General features: G+C 52.8%; 14 protein-coding genes and 2 pseudogenes. 9 read left to right on the top strand and 7 right to left on the bottom strand.

Translation table 11 applies throughout. From position 1 onward, the window contains the following. Positions 1–7 precede the first annotated feature (7 nt). Positions 8–907 carry a recombination-associated protein RdgC gene (locus tag QOY30_RS13765; RefSeq protein ID WP_283745186.1) on the bottom strand — a complete coding sequence of 300 codons (900 nt, stop codon included), beginning with the start codon at positions 905–907 and terminating at the stop codon, positions 8–10. A 666-nt stretch (positions 908–1,573) separates the two neighbouring features. Here QOY30_RS13765 and QOY30_RS13760 point away from each other — a divergent pair. Continuing rightward, a complete protein-coding gene (locus QOY30_RS13760) occupies positions 1,574–2,779 on the top strand; it encodes an OmpP1/FadL family transporter (RefSeq protein WP_283745185.1) in 1,206 nt (401 codons plus the stop codon). 124 nt (positions 2,780–2,903) lie between these two features. Here QOY30_RS13760 and QOY30_RS13755 read toward each other — a convergent pair whose 3' ends face one another. The 4 genes and pseudogenes from QOY30_RS13755 to QOY30_RS13745 all read right to left on the bottom strand — a co-directional run. Further along, complete coding sequence (locus QOY30_RS13755; RefSeq protein ID WP_283745184.1) at positions 2,904–3,464, bottom strand: transposase; 561 nt, start codon at positions 3,462–3,464, stop codon at positions 2,904–2,906. Continuing rightward, the gene (locus tag QOY30_RS18145; RefSeq protein WP_502958714.1) at positions 3,457–3,699 is read right to left on the bottom strand and encodes a transposase; all 243 of its coding nucleotides are present in this window, start codon (positions 3,697–3,699) and stop codon (positions 3,457–3,459) included. Before QOY30_RS18145 ends, QOY30_RS13755 begins: the two co-directional genes overlap by 8 nt. A gap of 18 nt (positions 3,700–3,717) precedes the next feature. Next, the gene (locus tag QOY30_RS13750; RefSeq protein ID WP_349496713.1) at positions 3,718–4,017 is read right to left on the bottom strand and encodes a helix-turn-helix domain-containing protein; all 300 of its coding nucleotides are present in this window, start codon (positions 4,015–4,017) and stop codon (positions 3,718–3,720) included. Further along, a pseudogene (locus QOY30_RS13745) lies at positions 3,997–4,110 on the bottom strand (transposase family protein); the annotation flags it as partial. The pseudogene QOY30_RS13745 and the gene QOY30_RS13750, both read right to left, overlap by 21 nt. A 1,144-nt stretch (positions 4,111–5,254) precedes the next feature. Here QOY30_RS13745 and QOY30_RS13740 point away from each other — a divergent pair. From QOY30_RS13740 to QOY30_RS13715, 6 genes are all read left to right on the top strand, one after another. Then, on the top strand, positions 5,255–7,879 hold the full coding sequence (locus QOY30_RS13740; RefSeq protein WP_283745183.1) for an RHS repeat domain-containing protein: 2,625 nt from the start codon (positions 5,255–5,257) through the stop codon (positions 7,877–7,879). Then, entirely contained in the window at positions 7,876–9,261 is a 1,386-nt protein-coding gene (locus QOY30_RS13735; RefSeq protein ID WP_283745182.1) for an RHS repeat-associated core domain-containing protein, read from the top strand. The genes QOY30_RS13740 and QOY30_RS13735 overlap by 4 nt, the downstream gene beginning before the upstream one ends. Further along, on the top strand, positions 9,258–9,815 hold the full coding sequence (locus QOY30_RS13730; protein ID WP_283745181.1) for a hypothetical protein: 558 nt from the start codon (positions 9,258–9,260) through the stop codon (positions 9,813–9,815). Before QOY30_RS13735 ends, QOY30_RS13730 begins: the two co-directional genes overlap by 4 nt. Positions 9,816–9,873: 58 nt before the next feature. Next, entirely contained in the window at positions 9,874–10,260 is a 387-nt protein-coding gene (locus tag QOY30_RS13725) for a hypothetical protein (RefSeq protein WP_283745180.1), read from the top strand. 12 nt (positions 10,261–10,272) lie between these two features. Continuing rightward, complete coding sequence (locus tag QOY30_RS13720) at positions 10,273–10,791, top strand: hypothetical protein (RefSeq protein WP_283745179.1); 519 nt, start codon at positions 10,273–10,275, stop codon at positions 10,789–10,791. A gap of 163 nt (positions 10,792–10,954) precedes the next feature. Then, a complete protein-coding gene (locus tag QOY30_RS13715; protein ID WP_283745178.1) occupies positions 10,955–11,206 on the top strand; it encodes a hypothetical protein in 252 nt (83 codons plus the stop codon). A 278-nt stretch (positions 11,207–11,484) separates the two neighbouring features. Here QOY30_RS13715 and QOY30_RS13710 read toward each other — a convergent pair whose 3' ends face one another. After that, positions 11,485–12,111 carry a hypothetical protein gene (locus QOY30_RS13710; RefSeq protein WP_283745177.1) on the bottom strand — a complete coding sequence of 209 codons (627 nt, stop codon included), beginning with the start codon at positions 12,109–12,111 and terminating at the stop codon, positions 11,485–11,487. Then, a complete protein-coding gene (locus tag QOY30_RS13705) occupies positions 12,092–12,667 on the bottom strand; it encodes an archaeosortase/exosortase family protein (protein ID WP_283745176.1) in 576 nt (191 codons plus the stop codon). Before QOY30_RS13705 ends, QOY30_RS13710 begins: the two co-directional genes overlap by 20 nt. A gap of 949 nt (positions 12,668–13,616) precedes the next feature. Between QOY30_RS13705 and QOY30_RS18140 the strand changes: the two are divergent. Beyond that, positions 13,617–14,357: pseudogene (locus tag QOY30_RS18140) on the top strand (DUF6531 domain-containing protein); the annotation flags it as partial. Between the two features lie 15 nt (positions 14,358–14,372). Further along, positions 14,373–18,194 (top strand): RHS repeat protein, encoded by a 3,822-nt coding sequence (locus tag QOY30_RS13700; RefSeq protein ID WP_283745175.1) that lies wholly within the window; start codon positions 14,373–14,375, stop codon positions 18,192–18,194. Positions 18,195–18,200: the final 6 nt, after the last annotated feature.

The following is an 18,200-nucleotide window of genomic DNA, read 5'->3' as shown; positions in this document are numbered from 1 at the left end:
CCGATGACTATGCAGTTGCAGCGCTTTCTCCCCCCAGCACCTCAACCACATCGGCAAGCAATCTCTGCAATTCTCCGGTCATGAGGGCGAAGTCGGTGTCGAAAATGTCCTCCTGATCGCTGCCGTCTGCCTGATCCTTGAGGATGTCCAGTGCCGCAATTCGTTTGAGTTGCAGGTTTTCGTGCAACACGAAGGAGACTTTGTCGCCCCAGGTCATCGCCAGCCGGGTGACTTCCTTGCCCGCAGTGATGTGCTTGGCGATCTCTTCGGCTTCAAGGGTATGGCGCACGTAACGGACGGTTGATCGCTCTTCTCCTGCTGCCCTGAGTTCGCAATCGCGGTCCACGGTGAATACTGAAGCCAAATCATCTCCTGCCAGCCAGGATGTCATGGTAGAGGTAGGCGAGATATTGGTCTTGAGCGGCACGAGCGCTATCCCATCCACAGTCTTGATCAGCATTTCGATCAGCTCATCGGCCTTCGCCAGATTCGCGGCATCCACCACCATGATCCCGGCTGTGGGATTGATCCAGGCAAAGGTATGGCGGCGCAGGACGAAGGCTCGCGGCAGCAGCTCGTCCGTGACTGCCTCCTTGATCTGTTTCATCTGCTTGCGCCCCGGTTTGTATCCCTGCTGTTCTTCGATGTCGGCTGCGCGGGATTTTGCGAATTTGTTGATCACCGTCGTGGGCAGGAGTTTCTTCTCGACCCCAAGGCAGATCAGCATCTGCGACCCGAGTGTATGCACAAATGGGAGCCCCTCTTCCTTGGGGGAAACCCAACCCAGCCTTTGCATCTCCATCGCGGAGCATGCCTGAATGGCGTTGCGGGACAATTGTTCTTCGAGGATGGCGGGAGTGACATCCCACTTGTTGAGGCGATAAACCAGCAGATTTTTGAACCACATGACTTGATAGGCGTGTTATCGAAAAACGGGGGCGGATTCTAACGCAGGTAGCGACAAATCCCTGGATGAATGCGACAAAAAATGAACGAGTGGAGGGTGCGAAGATGTGGGTGGGTTGGCGCGGCCTAATCCGCCGGACGGCACAAGCATTAGGCGCATTACACCTTGCGGTTACCAGAATTCAATAGCTTTCTTTCTCGACGACTTTGCGCGGTCTTGTTTGGAGTTCTATGACAAGCTGTTAGGTCTACGCTGATGCTATTACTCTCCAAAGCGTCACTCGGAATATCGATCAGTTACAAATCAGGGCTATATGTCACTAACCTACTATGGTTATAGACGCCCGGTGAATGATTGCGCCTAATGCCAGATCTTTCTTTTCACATTGTTTCGGCTTTATCGATTCATGTATTGAAAACGTGGCCCTGCATGGAATGATGTTGCGAAGAAGAATGAAGACGATGCAAATGCAGCTAGCAAGATAGCAGCGAACATAACCAAGGGCGGCGAATTTGGCTGGTAGATGAGCAAAATGCCACCAAAGGGCATGGACTCCACTGACACTGAAATCAAAAGCATCTCGGAGTTTGTTGTTGGACTGAAACTAAGCCAATTTTTTTATAAATAATGCATTGAGATGTATCTCAATATCGGGGAGTGGAAAGCATGAGCATCAAGAAAGTTGTAGCGTCGTTGTTTTCTTTGGGCGTGATAGTTTCGTCTTTGGCACATGCAACAAATGGCGATGAAATGATGGCAGTGGGTTCGCAAAGTACTGCATTGGGCGGTACAGGTGTTGCGAACTTCATCGGCGCTGAAAGCTTGTGGGCAAATCCCGCGATGCTGGGCAAGGCCAAGGGCTCTGAAGTGACGGGCGGCGTTAATCTGTTTTTGCCGGAGGTTGCAAATACTGGTATGGCGAATAATGGCTCTGGTAGCAGCTCAGCGGATACGAGCTACATTCCCGATTTGTCCTATGCCAGCAGAATAAGCGACAGCTTGACCTATGGTGTGGCTATGGCCGGCATTGCCGGTATGGGCGTTGACTATACCGGCGCTAGCCCAACGTTGGGTTTAATTAGGGCGAAATCTTCTCTGAGCATTCTCCGAGTGGAGGCGGACGTTGCTTACAACACGAATGATTACGGCATTGGCTTTGCCCCCATATTCCAGTCCGGCTCGTTAATGCTTAGTTATTTCAATGGCCAATGGAATAACCAGGCCCAGAGCAAGGATTCAAGCACAGGCTTCGGCTATGCTATAGGCGGGTATTACAACGCAACAACTGCAGTGACATTGGCGGCCGCATATCAGTCCAAAATTGCCGCAAAGTACGGGACTCAAATTTCTGATGGTGGTGCAAGTTTTGGTCTGACAGGAGCATCTGCTTTTGGCGATAACCTGGATCAGCCTGCGCAAATTAAATTAGGCATTGCTTATGCTGCGCTCGAAAACATCACATTGACTGCTGATTACAAAGTGATCCAATGGGGCAGCGCGGCGGGTTACAAGGACTTTAACTGGAAAGATCAGAATGTCATTGCCATCGGCGCCAAATATACCGCCAGCGGCTATTGGCTCGGTCTTGGCTACAACCACGGTAACGATCCGATTGCTGCAACCGCGAATGACACTTATCGCAATGCCGCCATCAATATCTTCAACAACTTGTTTTTTCCTGCCATCGTGACAAATTCTTATACCTTTGGTGGCGGTTATGATCTCTCCAAGTCGCTTGCTGTTGAGGGCGCAGCCGTGATTACTCCGGAAGTCGCGAAGACTGTTGCAATAAGCCAAATTCCTGGGGCCACGACAAATACTACAACGCATTCCCAGCAAGCTCTCGAAGTTTCTTTGCGCTACAAGTTCTGATTCGAGGATTTGGTGGTTGATTGATTAAATAGTAGTTCCTGAACACCGCAACATTAATTTGCATATTGGGGTGTTCAGGTTAAGTCGATTTTTTTGGGTATCCGTAATTTGCGGTTGATTTCATCTAAAGCTCTCCCGCCTCGATCAACCTCGCCAGTGTTGATATGTCCGATCCGAAGTTCTTCGACACTTCGTACTCTTGTGTTGATGGCGAGTACAAGGCATAGCTTGCAAGGAATCGTTCGGCGGACTTCCGCTCAAACTTCGGTCTAGGTTTGACGATCTGGTGAGCACCCTCGGCAAACAGAATCTTTGCCCGCAAAGCCTCAAAGCTGTAACCCCGTCCCAGCCGGTTCATCACCCGGATCAGGTTGTTCAGACTCTCGGTATAGGCATTGGTCACTGGATGGTCGAAGTAGCCCAGTATCCAAGGCGTCCAGTTGTCCCAAGCGCGCACCAGGTCGAAAAAGGCCGGTGCCAGTTCAGCTGGGATGCTTCGTTTCCATTCTATATATAATGCTTGAGCCTCATCCGGTGCTTTGGCGTCGTAGATGTGGAAGAACTCTTCCTTGAGACGGTGTGCAATTCCAAGTTCGGCGTAGTTCCTGACCCAGCCCGAAAGCAGCAACGCTTCCTGATTGGTCAGTTCGCTCTCGCGCTTCAACAATACCCAGCGGTCATGCATCAGGTCTGCTTGAGCGCCAGACTATCTCGCAAACCCTTTCTGACACGCTCCATAGCTTCGTTTGCCATCTTGACCACATGGACTTATCGATGACGATCTGGGCTTGCGGAATGACAGTTTTGCAGGCGTCCCGGTACGGTGCCCACATGTCCATTGCCACATACTCAATCTGTTCCTTGCCATCCAGTCGGTACAGATAGTTCGTTACCGTGTCCTTGTTGCGGTTCGGCAGCAGCTCGACGACGGTGTTGTTCTAAATGTTGGTGATAACGCCTCGCGGCTTGATGAGGTGGATTTCGTCGATACCCATCCATTTCGGCGTCTCGAAGCGAATGACCTTCTCAACATCTGAGACGTAATCCTTGAATACCAGCCAGATCGTGCCCTCGGTCACGCCGACCTCTTCGGCGATGGATGAGAAAGTGCGTCTGAACGCCTGCTTGCCGATCCATGTCACCAGGCGCTGCGTCATGAAGCGGCGCTCATCCACCTCAGGCAGGCATTCGCTGAATGTCTTATTGCACTCGTTGTACTTCATGCGCCTGGTGTTCAGGTAGATGCCGACGCGCATGCCATGAATAGGCAGATCCTTCACAAGCTGCTCACGCCGACCGAAGCCAACCACGCCGCTTGAATGACATTCATAGCAGCGTTTCGGTGCCCCTTTGACCTCAGCTTTATGTGGTAGTCATGCTCGGTGTTTTCGACGCCGGTGATTGCGTAGGACGCCAGATTCAGGATGTTCGCGGGCATGTAGGTTTTCGATTGTGCAGGGAACTGGATAATCTGACAGGAGGGCATAAAACGCAATCTCCAGTTGCTAGCACACCAACACGACAAACAGGTTACGTCAAAAACTAGTCTGCCATGGTCCGATATATAGGCCGAATGGCATATAGGAAGTTAGAAATTTGCGTGTAACGATTCGCCGTCTTTAAAAATGCGGTTTTCAGGATTGCAAAAACAAACTTGAATCAATCTAATTCTTGTCAGAGTTGCATTCTCGGGAAGCAAAAAGGGAAATTTAGATGCGAATGCTCATTGCGAGGAAACGTGTGTTGAAAAGCCTTTTGTCGTGGACTGCAATGATTTGTTTTTGCGCGCTGGCCATGGAAATTCACACGGTTTATGCTGCTGGAAATATTGCAGCAATAGGTAATTACACCTATCCACCGTCTGCCGGTTACGTTGCTGGCACCGAGCCAGATCACTCTCAGGCTTCCTGTATTAATGTTTGGGAGCATTTTGGTTTTCCAATTAATAATGATCCCAATCATTGGTATAAGGTTGTTGTTGGTAACGCTAATTTTCCCGGCGTTATTGGTTACAACAATGTTATTGGTACTTACAACTGCTATCTTTACATTACTCAAGCTGGATATGTAGGCATGGGAAATGGGTTATACGGTTGGGTTCCGCTTTGGCCCCCATATGTCCCTCTTGACGGGGCGGTTTGTCCAACCAACTCTAGTCCAAACCCTAGTAATCCATATACCTGTAATAGTAATGTCGGCTATAAGGCCAATGGCCCGGCGACTGCAGCTGTTTTACTTACCTCATCCGATCCAGAAAAAAACGTAGGTTTTTGTTCCCTGTGCCAACAGGAGGCACATTCTGACCCGATCAATAGCGGGTCAGGGAACCATTATCAAATCGAGCCAGATTATACCGGTACAGGCGTTTTCCCGATTAATTCAGTTCGGATATATAACAACGGCGGAAACACACCTACTTCAATTGCACTCAGTTCATGGGGCAGTCAATGGCGCGGTTTTTATGATCGAAGCATCATGTTCAATGTAAATGCTGTTGGTCCTATTTCCAGTTTGATGAAAGCAGACGGCAAGGAATATTACTTCCACCTTGTGAACGGAGTGTGGACGGCAGATGCAGACGTCGTAGGCAGCCTTGTCGAAATAGGAGTTGATGCTTCCGGAAATCCGACCAGTTGGGCCTACACCAACGAGAACGACGAGGTTGAGACGTACGATGCAACGGGCAAGCTGGTAACGATCACCAACCGTATCGGCCTCACCCAGACGCTGACGTACAGCGATGGAACAGCGGGCCCCAACGGCAGTTATGTGCTGATTGCAACAGGTGCTCCCACCACTGCCATCCTGTCTGCCGGATTCCTGATCCGCGTCACCGATCCGACAGGTCGCAGCCTGCAGTATGGTTACGACGGTAGCGGTCGCGTGGTGAAGATGACCGATCCCTCGGGCGGCGTGTACCTCTATGCCTATAGCGGTTCCGCCTTGACCGACAACCTCACCGGCGTTAAGTACCCGGACGGCAAGGTGCGCACGTACCTGTACGGCGAAGTTGCGAACGTCTCCGCCACCCCGGCAGCCGGTGTCAGCTATGCCCACAGTCTGACCGGCATCCTGGACGAGAACGGCACCCGTTTTGCGTCTTGGACGTACGACGCCAACGGCCTTGCAACATCCTCTGAGCACGGCGCATTCGGCAGCGGCATCGATCATGTTGGGCTGAGCTATGGCACACCGGATGCCAACGGCAATTCCACCACCAGCGTGACCGACCCCAGGGGCAATGTGCGCAGCTATGGCTTCAGCACCTTATTGGGTGTGGTCAAGAACACCGGCATCACCGGATCGCCCTGCGATGGCTGCTCCGCATCCTTTACCTATGATGTGAACGGTAACGTCGCCTCGCGTACCGACTTCAACGGCAACAAGACGACCTATGTGTACGACCTGACGCGCAATCTGGAGACCAGCCGCACCGAAGCATCAGGATCAGCGGTAGCCCGAACCATCACCACCCAATGGCACCCCACATTGCGCCTGCCCACCCAGATATCCGAGCCGGGCAGAACCACCGTCTATACCTACGATGCAACCACCCGTAACCTGCTCACCAAGACGGTGACCGATAGCGCCAGCAGCAGGAGCCGCAGTTGGGCTTACACCTACACTACGGCAGCCGATACTACCCTGTCCAATCTGCTCAAGAACATCAAAGGCCCGCGTACCGATGTGGCGAGCATTACGTCCTTCGGCTACTACCCCAACGGCGACCTCAAGACCATCACCGACGCGCTGGGGCACGTCACCACGATCAACAGCGTGGATGGTGCCGGACGACCGCTATCCATCACCGATGCCAACGGCGTTATCACCGTCCTCACCTATTGGCCGCGCGGCTGGCTCAAGACTCGCACCGTCGGTGCCCTGACGACCAACTACACCTATGACGGCGTCGGCCAGCTCACGCGCGTGACCCTGCCGGATGCCAGCCACCTGGATTACACCTACGATGCCGCGCACAGGCTGACCGACATCGCCGATATCAAGCTGGATCATATCCACTACACCCTGGACAACATGGGCAACCGCACCAAAGAGGATGCATACGACGCCACCGGCAAGCTGTCCAAAACCCACAGCCGCGTGTTCGACGCCCTGAACCATCTGGCGCAGGACATCAGCGTCTATAACGCCACCACCAGCTACACTGCAACCTCAAGTTACGATGCCAACGGCAACCTCAAGCAGGTGGTGGATGCGAAGAACCATGCCACCCTCGTCGGCTACGATGCCCTGAACCGCATCAATCAAACTACCGATGCCGCACTCGACATCGGTAATTATGCGTATGACGCCGTGGATCAGCTCAATAACGTGAACGATCCCATGAACCTCAACACCCACTATGCGGTAAACACGCTGGGGGAAGAGACGCAACTGGCGAGCCCCGACAGCGGAACCACGAACCGCAGCTTCGACAGCGCGGGCAACGTTCTAGGTGCCACCGATGCGCGCGGCATCGCTGCCACCTACACGTACGATGCACTGAACCGGCCCTTGAGCGTCAGCTTCCCCACCACGGGTGAAAACGTCACCTACACATGGGATGCCGCCACGGGGTGCACCTATGGCATCGGACGTCTGTGCCAACTCACGGAAAACAACAGAACAACCACCTTCGCCTATGACAATCAGGGCAATCTGACTCAAAGAGTCCGCACCGAGTTCGGTGTGAACATCGTTACCCGTTACGCTTACGATGCCGCCAACCGCCTGATCACCGTCATTTCCCCCGGCGGCGAGACATTGGGTATGACGCGCGATGCTGCCGGATACGTCCAGAAAGTGGACGACACCAGCGCCAGCGGTACTTCTTCGATCACGGCCAACGTGCAGTACGACGGCACCGGTCAGGCCACGTCCGAACTGCTTGGCAACGGGGTGACACAGGCCATGACTTACGACCTGTCCGGACAGGCCAGCATCGAACCTGCGCCCCCGGTTGCCGTTGCCGCAGCCAGTACCGATAACGATGTGCCGACCCTGCCGGAGTGGGGTAGCTATCTGTTGGGCAGCCTGCTGTTACTGCAAGTCATTCGCACACAGCGACAGGTGCAACGCAGAATGGGGGAGACAGCATGAAGCCTTCCATCACCATGCGTTTCGCACTGCGCCTGCTGGCTGTGGCGCTGCTGGCCGGCCTGACTACTTCATCTGTTTTTGCCGACACGGCGTCATTGGTGTACGACCCCGCAGGCAATGTAGCGAGCCGCACCACGGCACAGGGCACCACCACCTACACCTACGATGCAGCCGACCGTCTTATTGCCGAGTCCGGTCCTGCCGGCAACTTCAGCTACAGCTACGATGCCAACAGCGTCCGCCTTTCAGATTCCGGCGGCAGCTATACCTACAGCACGACTTCCAACCGCCTGACGGCCCGCCACGGCAGGGCGGTCATCACCGACGCTGCAGGCAACATCACGTCAGACGGACTGGGTCACACCTATGCCTACAACCAGGCCGGCAGGATGTCCGAGGCCAGGCTGAACGGGGTGCTGCTGGCAAGTTACGACTACGACTATCGGGGGCTGCGTAACCGCAAGGTAACCACTGCTGCGGCGCCCCAGGGCGCGCAGACCATACTCTACGTTTACGACGAGGCCGGACACCTGCTCGAAGAACTCAGCGCCACCGGTGCTGCCATCCGCACCTATGTCTGGCGTGACGACACGCCGCTGGCACAGATCGAGCATATTCCCAGCCGCCGCGTCATCTACTTCGAGGTGGATCACCTGAACACGCCACGGGTGGCGCGGGATCAGTCGGGTGTGGTGGTGTGGACATGGGTGAGTGATGCGTTTGGTGCGATTCAGCCCAACCAGAACCCGTCGGGCGCAGGCGTCGTCACGCTGAACCTCCGGTTCCCCGGACAATACTACGATCAGGAAACGGGCTTGTTCTACAATGGGCAGCGTTACTATGATCCGGGCATGGGGCAGTACATTCAGAGTGATCCGATTGGGCTGTATGATGAAAGTTTCTCAACTTATACCTATGTTGGGGGAAATCCATTAAATTATGCCGATCCACTTGGGCTCTATGAATGTACCTATTCGATTACCAACCATACAATGTCATGCTCTCCAAACAATCCTAATAATCTGCCTTTTAAGAGTGAGTCATACGTTTCTGGGAATAATTTGCCGTCCTCTTGCCCAACTAAAAAATGTCAAAACAACGCGGCGGCTCAAAATGTTTCAAATTCTGGGCCGATTCCAGAGGGTACATACTCTATTGGTCCGCAGGGGACCGCATTATCTCCAAATGCCCGAAGGCTGACCCCAATCAAAGTACCCAATTTAGGTAAACGCGGTAACTTCGATATACATGGTTGCGTTAATCCTGAAAATTGTTCTAACGGATGTATCTCTGCAACCGGAGCTCCAATTGATACGACGCGAGATACTTTAAATAAATTATTGAATCTTGAACCGACTAACACACTAAGGGTTATTCCATGATGCGATATCACAATTTTATTTGCGCAATTATCTTTAGCACGTTGTGTGGCAATGTGATGGCAGGTTCTGTAGAAGATAAATGGGGGGCTCCCCTGAAAGGCCCATTCGGTTTAAAGCGAGTTATCGTTTCTGTACTTAATATGAAGGGGCAGCCTGACTTTGAAGATCAGAAGCTAAAAGTTAACAAACCGACTGCTGAGTTTATGGAAGATATTGACGTTGCAACTCTCTTGTACACTTTTGATTCCTTATCCTCTACAAGGGATATTGAAGATCTCGCGAGTTTGACTCCCTACTATTTGGGCGAGGCGAATGGCGTGCTCTACAGATGTTTAATACTTAGGAAAGGTAAGACAATTTTGCCTGCTTTGAAAAAGCTCGCTGCGACTCCTTCAAACGAATGCACCGACCGATTCGGGGTTCAGGCAAAGATATGCTCGTCAGATAAAGAGTACAGGGATACGTTAAATTATTACGTGGGCACCATTGCTAGGTTAACCAAAACGCATAGCACTGAAGCCGGATGCACTACGGCGGATTGGGCCAAGATGTAACTCTATATATGGGAGCATAAATTCGTACACCTACGTTGGAGGAAACCCTCTGAGGGATGTGGATCCGTTTGGATTATTGACATACAACAAATCCCCTCCAGATACTGTTCCAGTAACTGGTCATACTGCGTTCATGTTGCAGTGTGTTGAAAGTTGTTTGCAACGCAAATCGAACAATTCATCACTCGACTTATTGGTGACCGGTGGGGCCGAAACAAGCGGTCACAGTAAAAACAGCTATCATTACTCGAATCAGGCATGCGATGTTGCTGGTCCCAACTTCAATCCTGTTAATGGTAATGATGTGACGGAATGCGCCACTTCCTGTGGCTTTGGCGCCGGTCAATATGAGACATTCCAAAACCAAAATAGAAATCACTGGCATTTGCAAACTGTGCCTGGTAACGGTGTGCCAGCATTACCCCGCAATCTACCTTCTTCTTAATTGGAAAATGCAATGAAATCAACCTTTTTGAAACATTCAATTCTAATTTTATTTGGCATGATTGTTACGACCTTATATGCAACATGCGCGTGTGCGGATCAATCTGTGGAGCCAAGTGGAGTGCTACAACAACTATCGGTGGAATTTAGAGATACGGTGCAAATCCACTCTAACAAAAACAATACCATCGATTTTTGCCCAGACAATACATGTGAAACATTTGAAGCAAGAAGCACTGTGCCGGTATCTACGGTCGCTGACTTTGCTTATCTATACCTATATTTCTTTTCTGACTATTCGGTCTTGTCTGAATGGCGAAAGAGACCTGAATCGCTCGCGATTACAAAAAAGATACTTGAGAGTGGATCGTATAAGGTTTGTGTGTCTGATCAAGATATTGGAAGGGCAAGATGTGTATTACGGCACTTAAGCCATGACAACAAGATTCATGTATTTTTTGTACGCTTCGATGAGGGCGTGCGCTCTAGGCGTCAAAAGAATATTCAAGAAATAATTGATAATCGAAAATAGTCATCTACACCTATGTTGGGGGGAATCAGCTAAGGCATCTGGATCGACTAGGACGTCAGATTTTTTATCAAATGGGTGAAAATATAATGCTTTCCCCGTCCTTGTTGACGGGTTTTTCATTGCATCTTTGCGAGGGTGTAACGAAAAGAGATAACGGGCTTATATGGCAAAAGATACACAACCTGTTTTCGTTCCTGTTTCCGGCGTGGTGCATTCTGCTGTTAGCCAGCGTCTTAGTGAATTGTTCTATCGGTATCGTCAACTTCATCAGATGTCGTCTGACGAAGTGTTTAACGCGGTGATGTTGAAGGGGATTGAAGCGATGGAAAAGGACTCCAGTACGTTGAAGTTCGAAACCGTCGATATCAATTCGATTAACACGGATCACATAAACGCGCCGGATTGGCAGTTATAAGTCGCCCGCTGTTAAACAAATTATGATGGAGCTTGGTGCTGGTCGGTTGGTTAGTAAGTTTGCTTGTTACTATCAGCCAGATATTACGGTACACACTCAATGTGCTATTCATAGCCGAACTTCAATATCGACCGACAATTACGATTTAATGAAGAATGACAGTCAAAGCGTAACTTACTAAATCAACCACAAATTACGGCCACCTTCCATTGACAGCCCTAAATCCCGTTCGGACTAGATCTAGACTCCATTACTTGGCCAACCCTTTGTTTTTCGATTTAATTTGCTAGAGAGGATGCCTGACGACTTCTTGGATAGGAATTTGCCCAGCGGTCCGCGAGTGAAACAACCAGCAAGGCAGCTGCTATCGCCATGACCAATGGGCCGCCGGTTTGCAGAAAATCATTCCAATATACCAACGTATGCGGTTCCAAATTAGGGACAAGCTCTCGAAAATCCCACATTGCGCCAACAAAAGCTAGTGGTGTGTTGGTGGCAAAGAGAACTGTTGTTACCGGAACTGCAAGAAGTAAGCGTATTAGAAATACTAGGTAGGATTTGGCCTGCCACGACAGCAGAATTGTGAGGAAAACAATGATTGGCTGCAATACACTACCCACTAATACATTTGGCTCGAAGAAGCGACCAGATTTTGGCTGTAATACGTGATCGCCGATGATCATTGGTCGAATCTGCGAGACCTTCAACTGAATCACGTTGTTGTTTTTCTTGCTTACAACATTGATACCGTCAACCCTGAAACTGTCATCAATCGTTTCGATTTCCCAGGCGATAGTCGGCAGGATAGGTTTAACAAGTGACGTTCCAAAGATTTCTCCCAGAGAAAGCAGAACGACCGTAACAACAATGAGCCTGAATGCGAAATTACGTGTTTGCGGGTTCATGTTGTTTTGCTTCAAACTCCGTACTTTGGAACCAGTAGAGCGCATACAAACCGACGATCGCTACGAGCGCAATGGGGCCTAACGTACCATGAATTTGTTTGAATAGTGATGGATCGGAACGATAGGCATAGAACAGCCCCACCAGCCTAACCTGATTAAGGCAGAACACCATCAGAATCCCTATTCCAAGACCTGCTAACCGTCTACGCCAGGGCATGACAACCGCAGAGAAGGCTGCCACGAGCATGAACATGATCTCGGTTCCTTCGCATCCTTTCATCACGTTTATGCCACCGCCCGGCGCACGCAGTTGGTTTCCCATTGCCTTGACGCCAACTTCGGGCGTAATCACTTTGATCAATGTTGCTGCCGGAACAACCGTCAAGTCGCCAATGATAAAATGTTCAAACGATGTGCCGCGACAAGCATCAAAGCTCATCTGCAAAATGAAGAACACCGCCGCAAAAAGCAATGCTGAACCCCAAATGGGCAACGGTTTTGGTGGCCTGTCGATACGGGCGATGAATTGATCGTAAGATTCGTTTTCGACATTCATATTGGAATCCTCGGACAGTTCTTGGTGCAGCCAGATGAAAAGATGATCGAGAGTGGAAGCTGATCTATATATTTTAATATTTTATTATCAGCAGTTGATGTTGCAGTTTCATTGCGCCATTAATCGAACGCAATCTTCTGTCCCAACAGTGGCAGGTTGGTAATGAGAATGGATAAGACAACCCCCACTACCACGAGCGGGATTGGAATCTCCAGAAGATACCCTCGTTGGAGATGAAGTGATGGGTAGTATTTCATGACGCGGCCTTCCTTGAGCTGGCAACCAACAGGCAAGAGAACTTAAGATGCGACACCTGAAACTTGAGTAAATGATACTTTACACACGATTGCAATTTCAAATTGGTAATTTACTTGTACATTGAATGAGCGTCGAATGGCAGCAAACAGATTCTGAAGCAGTCGTTTGGATCGCTGCAGATGAACGAGCTCTAATGCCATACACCATCTTTCACGATCGACAGCTTTCAGACAAGCAATTTGAAAACTTCTAATTCGGTTTCGTGCCACAACCAGCCGCTCGCATTTTTCTCGCTAAGAAGACATTCAACCTCGCCAGTGTTGATATGTCCGATCCGTAGTTCTTCGACACTTCGTAATTTTCTATTGATGGCGAGTACAAGGCATAGCCTACGAACTCCATTTTGTTGGCTCGCCTCTTGAATCGGACGTGGCTTAACGACCTTGTGTGCGCCCTCTACAAACATAATCCTTACCCGTTGCGCCTCGAAGCTGTAATCACATCACGCTGGTTCGTCACCCATATCAGGTTGTTCACCAACACGACAAATTGGTTACATCAAAAGCTAGTCCTGCCTAGTCTGTTATCTAGACCCTACGGCATATAGGAAGTTAGAAATTAGCGTGTAACGATTCGCCGCCATAATGATTTAAATCGAACAAGCAGTATTTTGAGTGAACGAGGAGTAGTCATGCGTATCCTGTCACGAGGTGCTAATGCAAATTGTGCTGTCACAGTGCGAGGTGTTGCTAAGCATTTTTCAATCATCGTGATGATGTGGTTGTTAGTTGGCTTTGTCTGTGAGGCTAAAACGATTGCTCCGATAATTCCCGCGCTGGTTAGTCCAAATAATCCTTGGTTTTCCGAACCTGGCTGCCATATACCTCCCGTCAATTCTCCAACTTCATCCAGTGGAGATATTGCTAAAGCATGCGTTACGATGTGTGCTGAATATGGAGCTTCTTATCCTCAAGCTTCAGCTGGTGGTGGTGGGAATGGTTGGTGTACGACAGTACCTTCAAATCCGGCCTGTGGCGGTCCATATCAATGTTGGGTTGCTCAATACCCACCTCAATGCAATCCAGGTTATTCGCTGACAGCACACCCTACCGCTTGGACAACTTATTACACCTGCGACATACTTGCCAATACACCCGATCCCGTCAAGAATGGCGGTTGCAATGGCTCGACAACAACGGCAGGTACAAACCCCTGCAACGCGGGGACAGGCAACAAGTATCAGCATGAAACGGACTATGTAGGTATTGGGCCATATCCGTTGCAAATCGAGCGGACGTACAACAGCGGCGGTACTACACCTTTGGCAGTTGAAACGACCATATGGGGCAGTCAATGGCGTAGCGCTTACGATAAGTCAATTGTCATCCTTAACTCGGGCGGAATTATAACGGCAGTAGTGAAACGAGCTGATGGCAAGGCGTACTACATGAATCAAGGTAGCGCTGGCTACGTGGCTGATGCCGATGCGATAGGCAATTTGACTCAGTTGACTAATACATCTGGATCCGTGACCGGCTGGACGTACACGAACGAGAACGACGAAGTCGAGACGTACAATGTATTAGGTGAACTGGTCTCGATCACCAATCGTGCCGGCCTGATCCAGACCCTGACCTACAGCGATGGCACGGCAGGCCCCAATGGCGGCTATGTCCTGAGCGCGACAGGTGCGCCGACTACCACTATCTTGCCTGCCATACACCTGATCCGTGTCACCGATCCCGCAGGGCGCAGTCTGCAGTATGGCTATGACGGAACCGGACGCGTGGTAAAGATGACCGATCCTGCCGGTGGCGTATACCTCTATGCCTACAGCGGCACCGCCTTGACCGACAACCTCACCGGCGTGAAGTACCCGGATGGCAAGGTACGCACCTACCTGTACGGCGAAGTCGGCAACGTTTCCGCCACCCCGGCAGCCGGTATCAGCTACGCCCACAGCCTGACCGGCATCCTGGACGAGAACGGCACGCGCTTCGCCAGCTGGACGTACGATGCAAACGGTCGTGCAACGTCAAGTGAGCATGGATCGTTCGGCAGCGGCATCGACCATGTGGGCTTGGTGTATGGCGCGATTGATGCCAACGGCAACTCCACCACCAGCGTGACCGATCCCAACAACATTACGCGCACCTATGGGTTCAGCACCCTGCTGAACGTGGTCAAGAACACCGGCATCACCGGATCGCCCTGCGACGGCTGTTCAGCATCCTTTACCTACGACGCCAACGGCAATGTTGCCTCGCGCACCGACTTCAACGGCAACAAGACCACCTACCTGTACGACCTGACGCGCAATCTGGAGACCAGCCGCACCGAAGCCTCGGGTACTGCGGTCGCACGCACCATCACCACCCAATGGCACCCCACATTGCGCCTGCCCACCCAGATATCCGAGCCGGGCAGAACCACCATCTTTACGTATGACGCGACCACGCGCAACCTGCTGACCAAAACGGTGACCGATAGCGCCAGCAGCAGGAGTCGTACTTGGACTTACACCTACACCACGGCAGCCGATACCACCCTGCCGAACCTGCTGAAGAGCATCAAGGGCCCGCGTACCGATGTCGCGAGCATCACCAGCTTTGGTTATTACCCCAACGGCGACCTCAAGACCGTCACCGATGCGCTGGGGCACGTCACCACCATCAACAGCGTGGACGGTGCCGGACGACCGCTCACCATCACCGATGCCAATGGCGTTATCACTGTCCTCACCTATTGGCCGCGCGGTTGGCTCAAGACTCGCACTGTCGGTGCCCTGACGAGCAACTACACCTATGACGGTGTTGGTCAGCTCACGCGCGTGACCCTGCCGGACACGAGCCACCTGGATTACACCTGGGATGCCGCGCACAGGCTGACCGACATCGCCGATATCAAGCTGGATCATATCCACTACACCCTGGACAACATGGGCAACCGCACCAAAGAGGATGCATACGACGCCACCGGCAAGCTGTCCAAAACCCACAGCCGCGTGTTCGACTCCCTGAATCACCTGGCACAGGACATCAGCGCCTATAACGCGACCACCAGCTACACCACGAACTATACCTACGACGCCAACGGCAACCTCACCAAGGTGCTGGATGCGAAGAACAATGCCACCTTGTACGGCTACGATGCCCTGAACCGCCTCAGCCAGACCACCGATGCGGCACTGGGGGTGACCCAGTACGCGTACGACGCACTGGACCAGTTGAACAACGTGACCGATCCCAAGAGCCTCAACACCCATTATGCGGTGAGCGCACTGGGCGAGCAGACGCAATTGGCCAGCCCCGACAGCGGCACCACGAACCGCAGCTACGACAGCGCGGGCAACGTTCTAGGTGCCACCGATGCGCGCGGCATCGCTGCCACCTACACGTATGATGCGTTGAACCGGCCGATTTCCGTGGGCTTCCCCGTGAGCAGCGAGAACATCAACTATGTCTGGGATGCCGCTGCGGGCTGCAGCTTCGGCATCGGCCGCCTCTGCCAAGTGACGGATGCCGACGGGACGACAACCTTCGCCTATGACAACCAGGGCAACCGGGTGCAGAAGACCCGCACCGAATCGGGCGTGAACTTCGTCACGCATTACGTCTATGACGCGGCCAACCGCCTCGTCACCGTCATGACGCCCACCGGCGAGACGCTGAGCCTGACGCGGGATGCGGCCGGCTACGTCCAGCAGGTGAGCGATACCAATGCCGGCGGCACGACCACGCTGGCGGCCAACATCCAGTATGACGGCACCGGCCAGGCCACATCCGCCTTGCTCGGCAACGGGGTGACGCAGAACCAGCAATACACCCAGTCAGGACAGACGAGCAATACTGCTGCCGTCAGGTCGCTCAACCCGGCCGACATCGATGCAAGCACGGTCCGCCTGTTCCTGGCCGGTTCCTACCTCAAGCAATCCCTGCTGGAACCCGACCTGGTCGGACTGTTCCAGCCCGGAACCCTGAGCGTGTTTTACGACGGTACGGTCAATGCCGGTGTCGGTGTCGCTTCCGGCCAGAACCACCGCGCCTATTTCGGCATTGCCAATACCAGCGCCCAGAACGCCGCCATTCCGGCCTCGCTGTCCGGACAGAAGGTGTTGATCCTCGACCGTTCGCAGGGCGATTCGATCTATGGCGTCATCCCGCTCGCCCAAGCCAGCGCCATCGGCGCAATGAGCCTGGATGCCGCCTGTGCCCCCACGGGCACGACCGATTCCCTGGGGCAATGGATGTGGGCTTGTCCCAATACCGCCAACCTCATCCCCGATGCGGGCCTGACCGATGTCGAGCCCGGGATGTTCTACGGCATGAATGTACCAGCCGGGATGGGCATACCCCCTGCGCAAATGGCGAACCTGACGGCCACCCCCGTGGTGGGGCAGGCCATGGGCATCATCCTCACCGATAACTTCCTCACGGCCGGGCCGGGCGGCACGGATGCGCTACCCAGCCTGTCCAAGGCGCAGGTCGTCGGCTTGATGGGCGGTATAACCAACGACTGGAACTGGGTCAACGGAACGCAGCCCGGCGGCCCGATCGCAGGCCCGGTCACGGTGTGCCGCTATCAGGCGGGATCGGGCGTGCAGGCCGCGATCGGCAACTTCATGGCCGGTTCCGGCTGCCTGATCTCTCAGCAGACGCTTGCGATAGCTCAGACAACAGGATCGGGCAACAATAATTACACCGTGATCGAGAACGACTCCCCGAACACCCTGGCCAGGTGCATGGGCTATGTGCAGAACGGTACGCCGACAGGGCAGACCCTGAACATCACTTCCGGCCAACTTGGCACAGCGGCGGCCGATACCACCCACATCGTGCTGCCTGTCGGCGGGCGCGCCATCGGCCTGATGAGCTTGAACCGTCCGTCGCAAAACGTCACGACGGAACCGTACCACTTCATCCAGATCGCCACGGCCGCACCCACGATGGAGAACGCGATCATCGGCCAGTACGACCTGGTCGTGGAAAGCGTGATGGAACGCCGCAATACGACGGTCGCGGGCGTGCCTCCCCTGGCCGGCAGCCAGCTCGATCTCTACACCACGCTGGCCTCCACCATTGGCAGGCCGGGAATGCTGGGGGCGGCCAAGGTGCCGTCCATCCCCGGCGTGGCGGCACTGGCCAACCCGGTGACGCTCAACTACGACCCGACCACGACGCTGTTTATCGGCCAGAGCATCCTGCTCAATCCGGTGCTGCGGGTAAGTCGTTCCGGCAATACCTGCCGATCACTGATGCAAGTGCAATGACGGAGA

Source organism: Sideroxydans sp. CL21 (genome assembly GCF_902459525.1).
Taxonomy (GTDB): domain Bacteria; phylum Pseudomonadota; class Gammaproteobacteria; order Burkholderiales; family Gallionellaceae; genus Sideroxyarcus.
The sequence above is the reverse complement of the archived record's forward strand: the minus strand, read 5'-3'. Positions and strand labels throughout refer to the sequence as shown.

What these genes read in the sequence shown, in the direction of transcription:
- QOY30_RS13765 (WP_283745186.1), bottom strand. Translation starts at nt 907, where the DNA reads ATGTGGTTCAAAAATCTGCTGGTTTATCGCCTCAACAAGTGGGATGTC.
- QOY30_RS13760 (WP_283745185.1), top strand. Translation starts at nt 1,574, where the DNA reads ATGAGCATCAAGAAAGTTGTAGCGTCGTTGTTTTCTTTGGGCGTGATA.
- QOY30_RS13755 (WP_283745184.1), bottom strand. Translation starts at nt 3,464, where the DNA reads ATGCATGACCGCTGGGTATTGTTGAAGCGCGAGAGCGAACTGACCAAT.
- QOY30_RS13740 (WP_283745183.1), top strand. Translation starts at nt 5,255, where the DNA reads ATGTTCAATGTAAATGCTGTTGGTCCTATTTCCAGTTTGATGAAAGCA.
- QOY30_RS13735 (WP_283745182.1), top strand. Translation starts at nt 7,876, where the DNA reads ATGAAGCCTTCCATCACCATGCGTTTCGCACTGCGCCTGCTGGCTGTG.
- QOY30_RS13730 (WP_283745181.1), top strand. Translation starts at nt 9,258, where the DNA reads ATGATGCGATATCACAATTTTATTTGCGCAATTATCTTTAGCACGTTG.
- QOY30_RS13720 (WP_283745179.1), top strand. Translation starts at nt 10,273, where the DNA reads ATGAAATCAACCTTTTTGAAACATTCAATTCTAATTTTATTTGGCATG.
- QOY30_RS13715 (WP_283745178.1), top strand. Translation starts at nt 10,955, where the DNA reads ATGGCAAAAGATACACAACCTGTTTTCGTTCCTGTTTCCGGCGTGGTG.
- QOY30_RS13710 (WP_283745177.1), bottom strand. Translation starts at nt 12,111, where the DNA reads ATGAACCCGCAAACACGTAATTTCGCATTCAGGCTCATTGTTGTTACG.
- QOY30_RS13705 (WP_283745176.1), bottom strand. Translation starts at nt 12,667, where the DNA reads ATGAATGTCGAAAACGAATCTTACGATCAATTCATCGCCCGTATCGAC.
- QOY30_RS13700 (WP_283745175.1), top strand. Translation starts at nt 14,373, where the DNA reads ATGAATCAAGGTAGCGCTGGCTACGTGGCTGATGCCGATGCGATAGGC.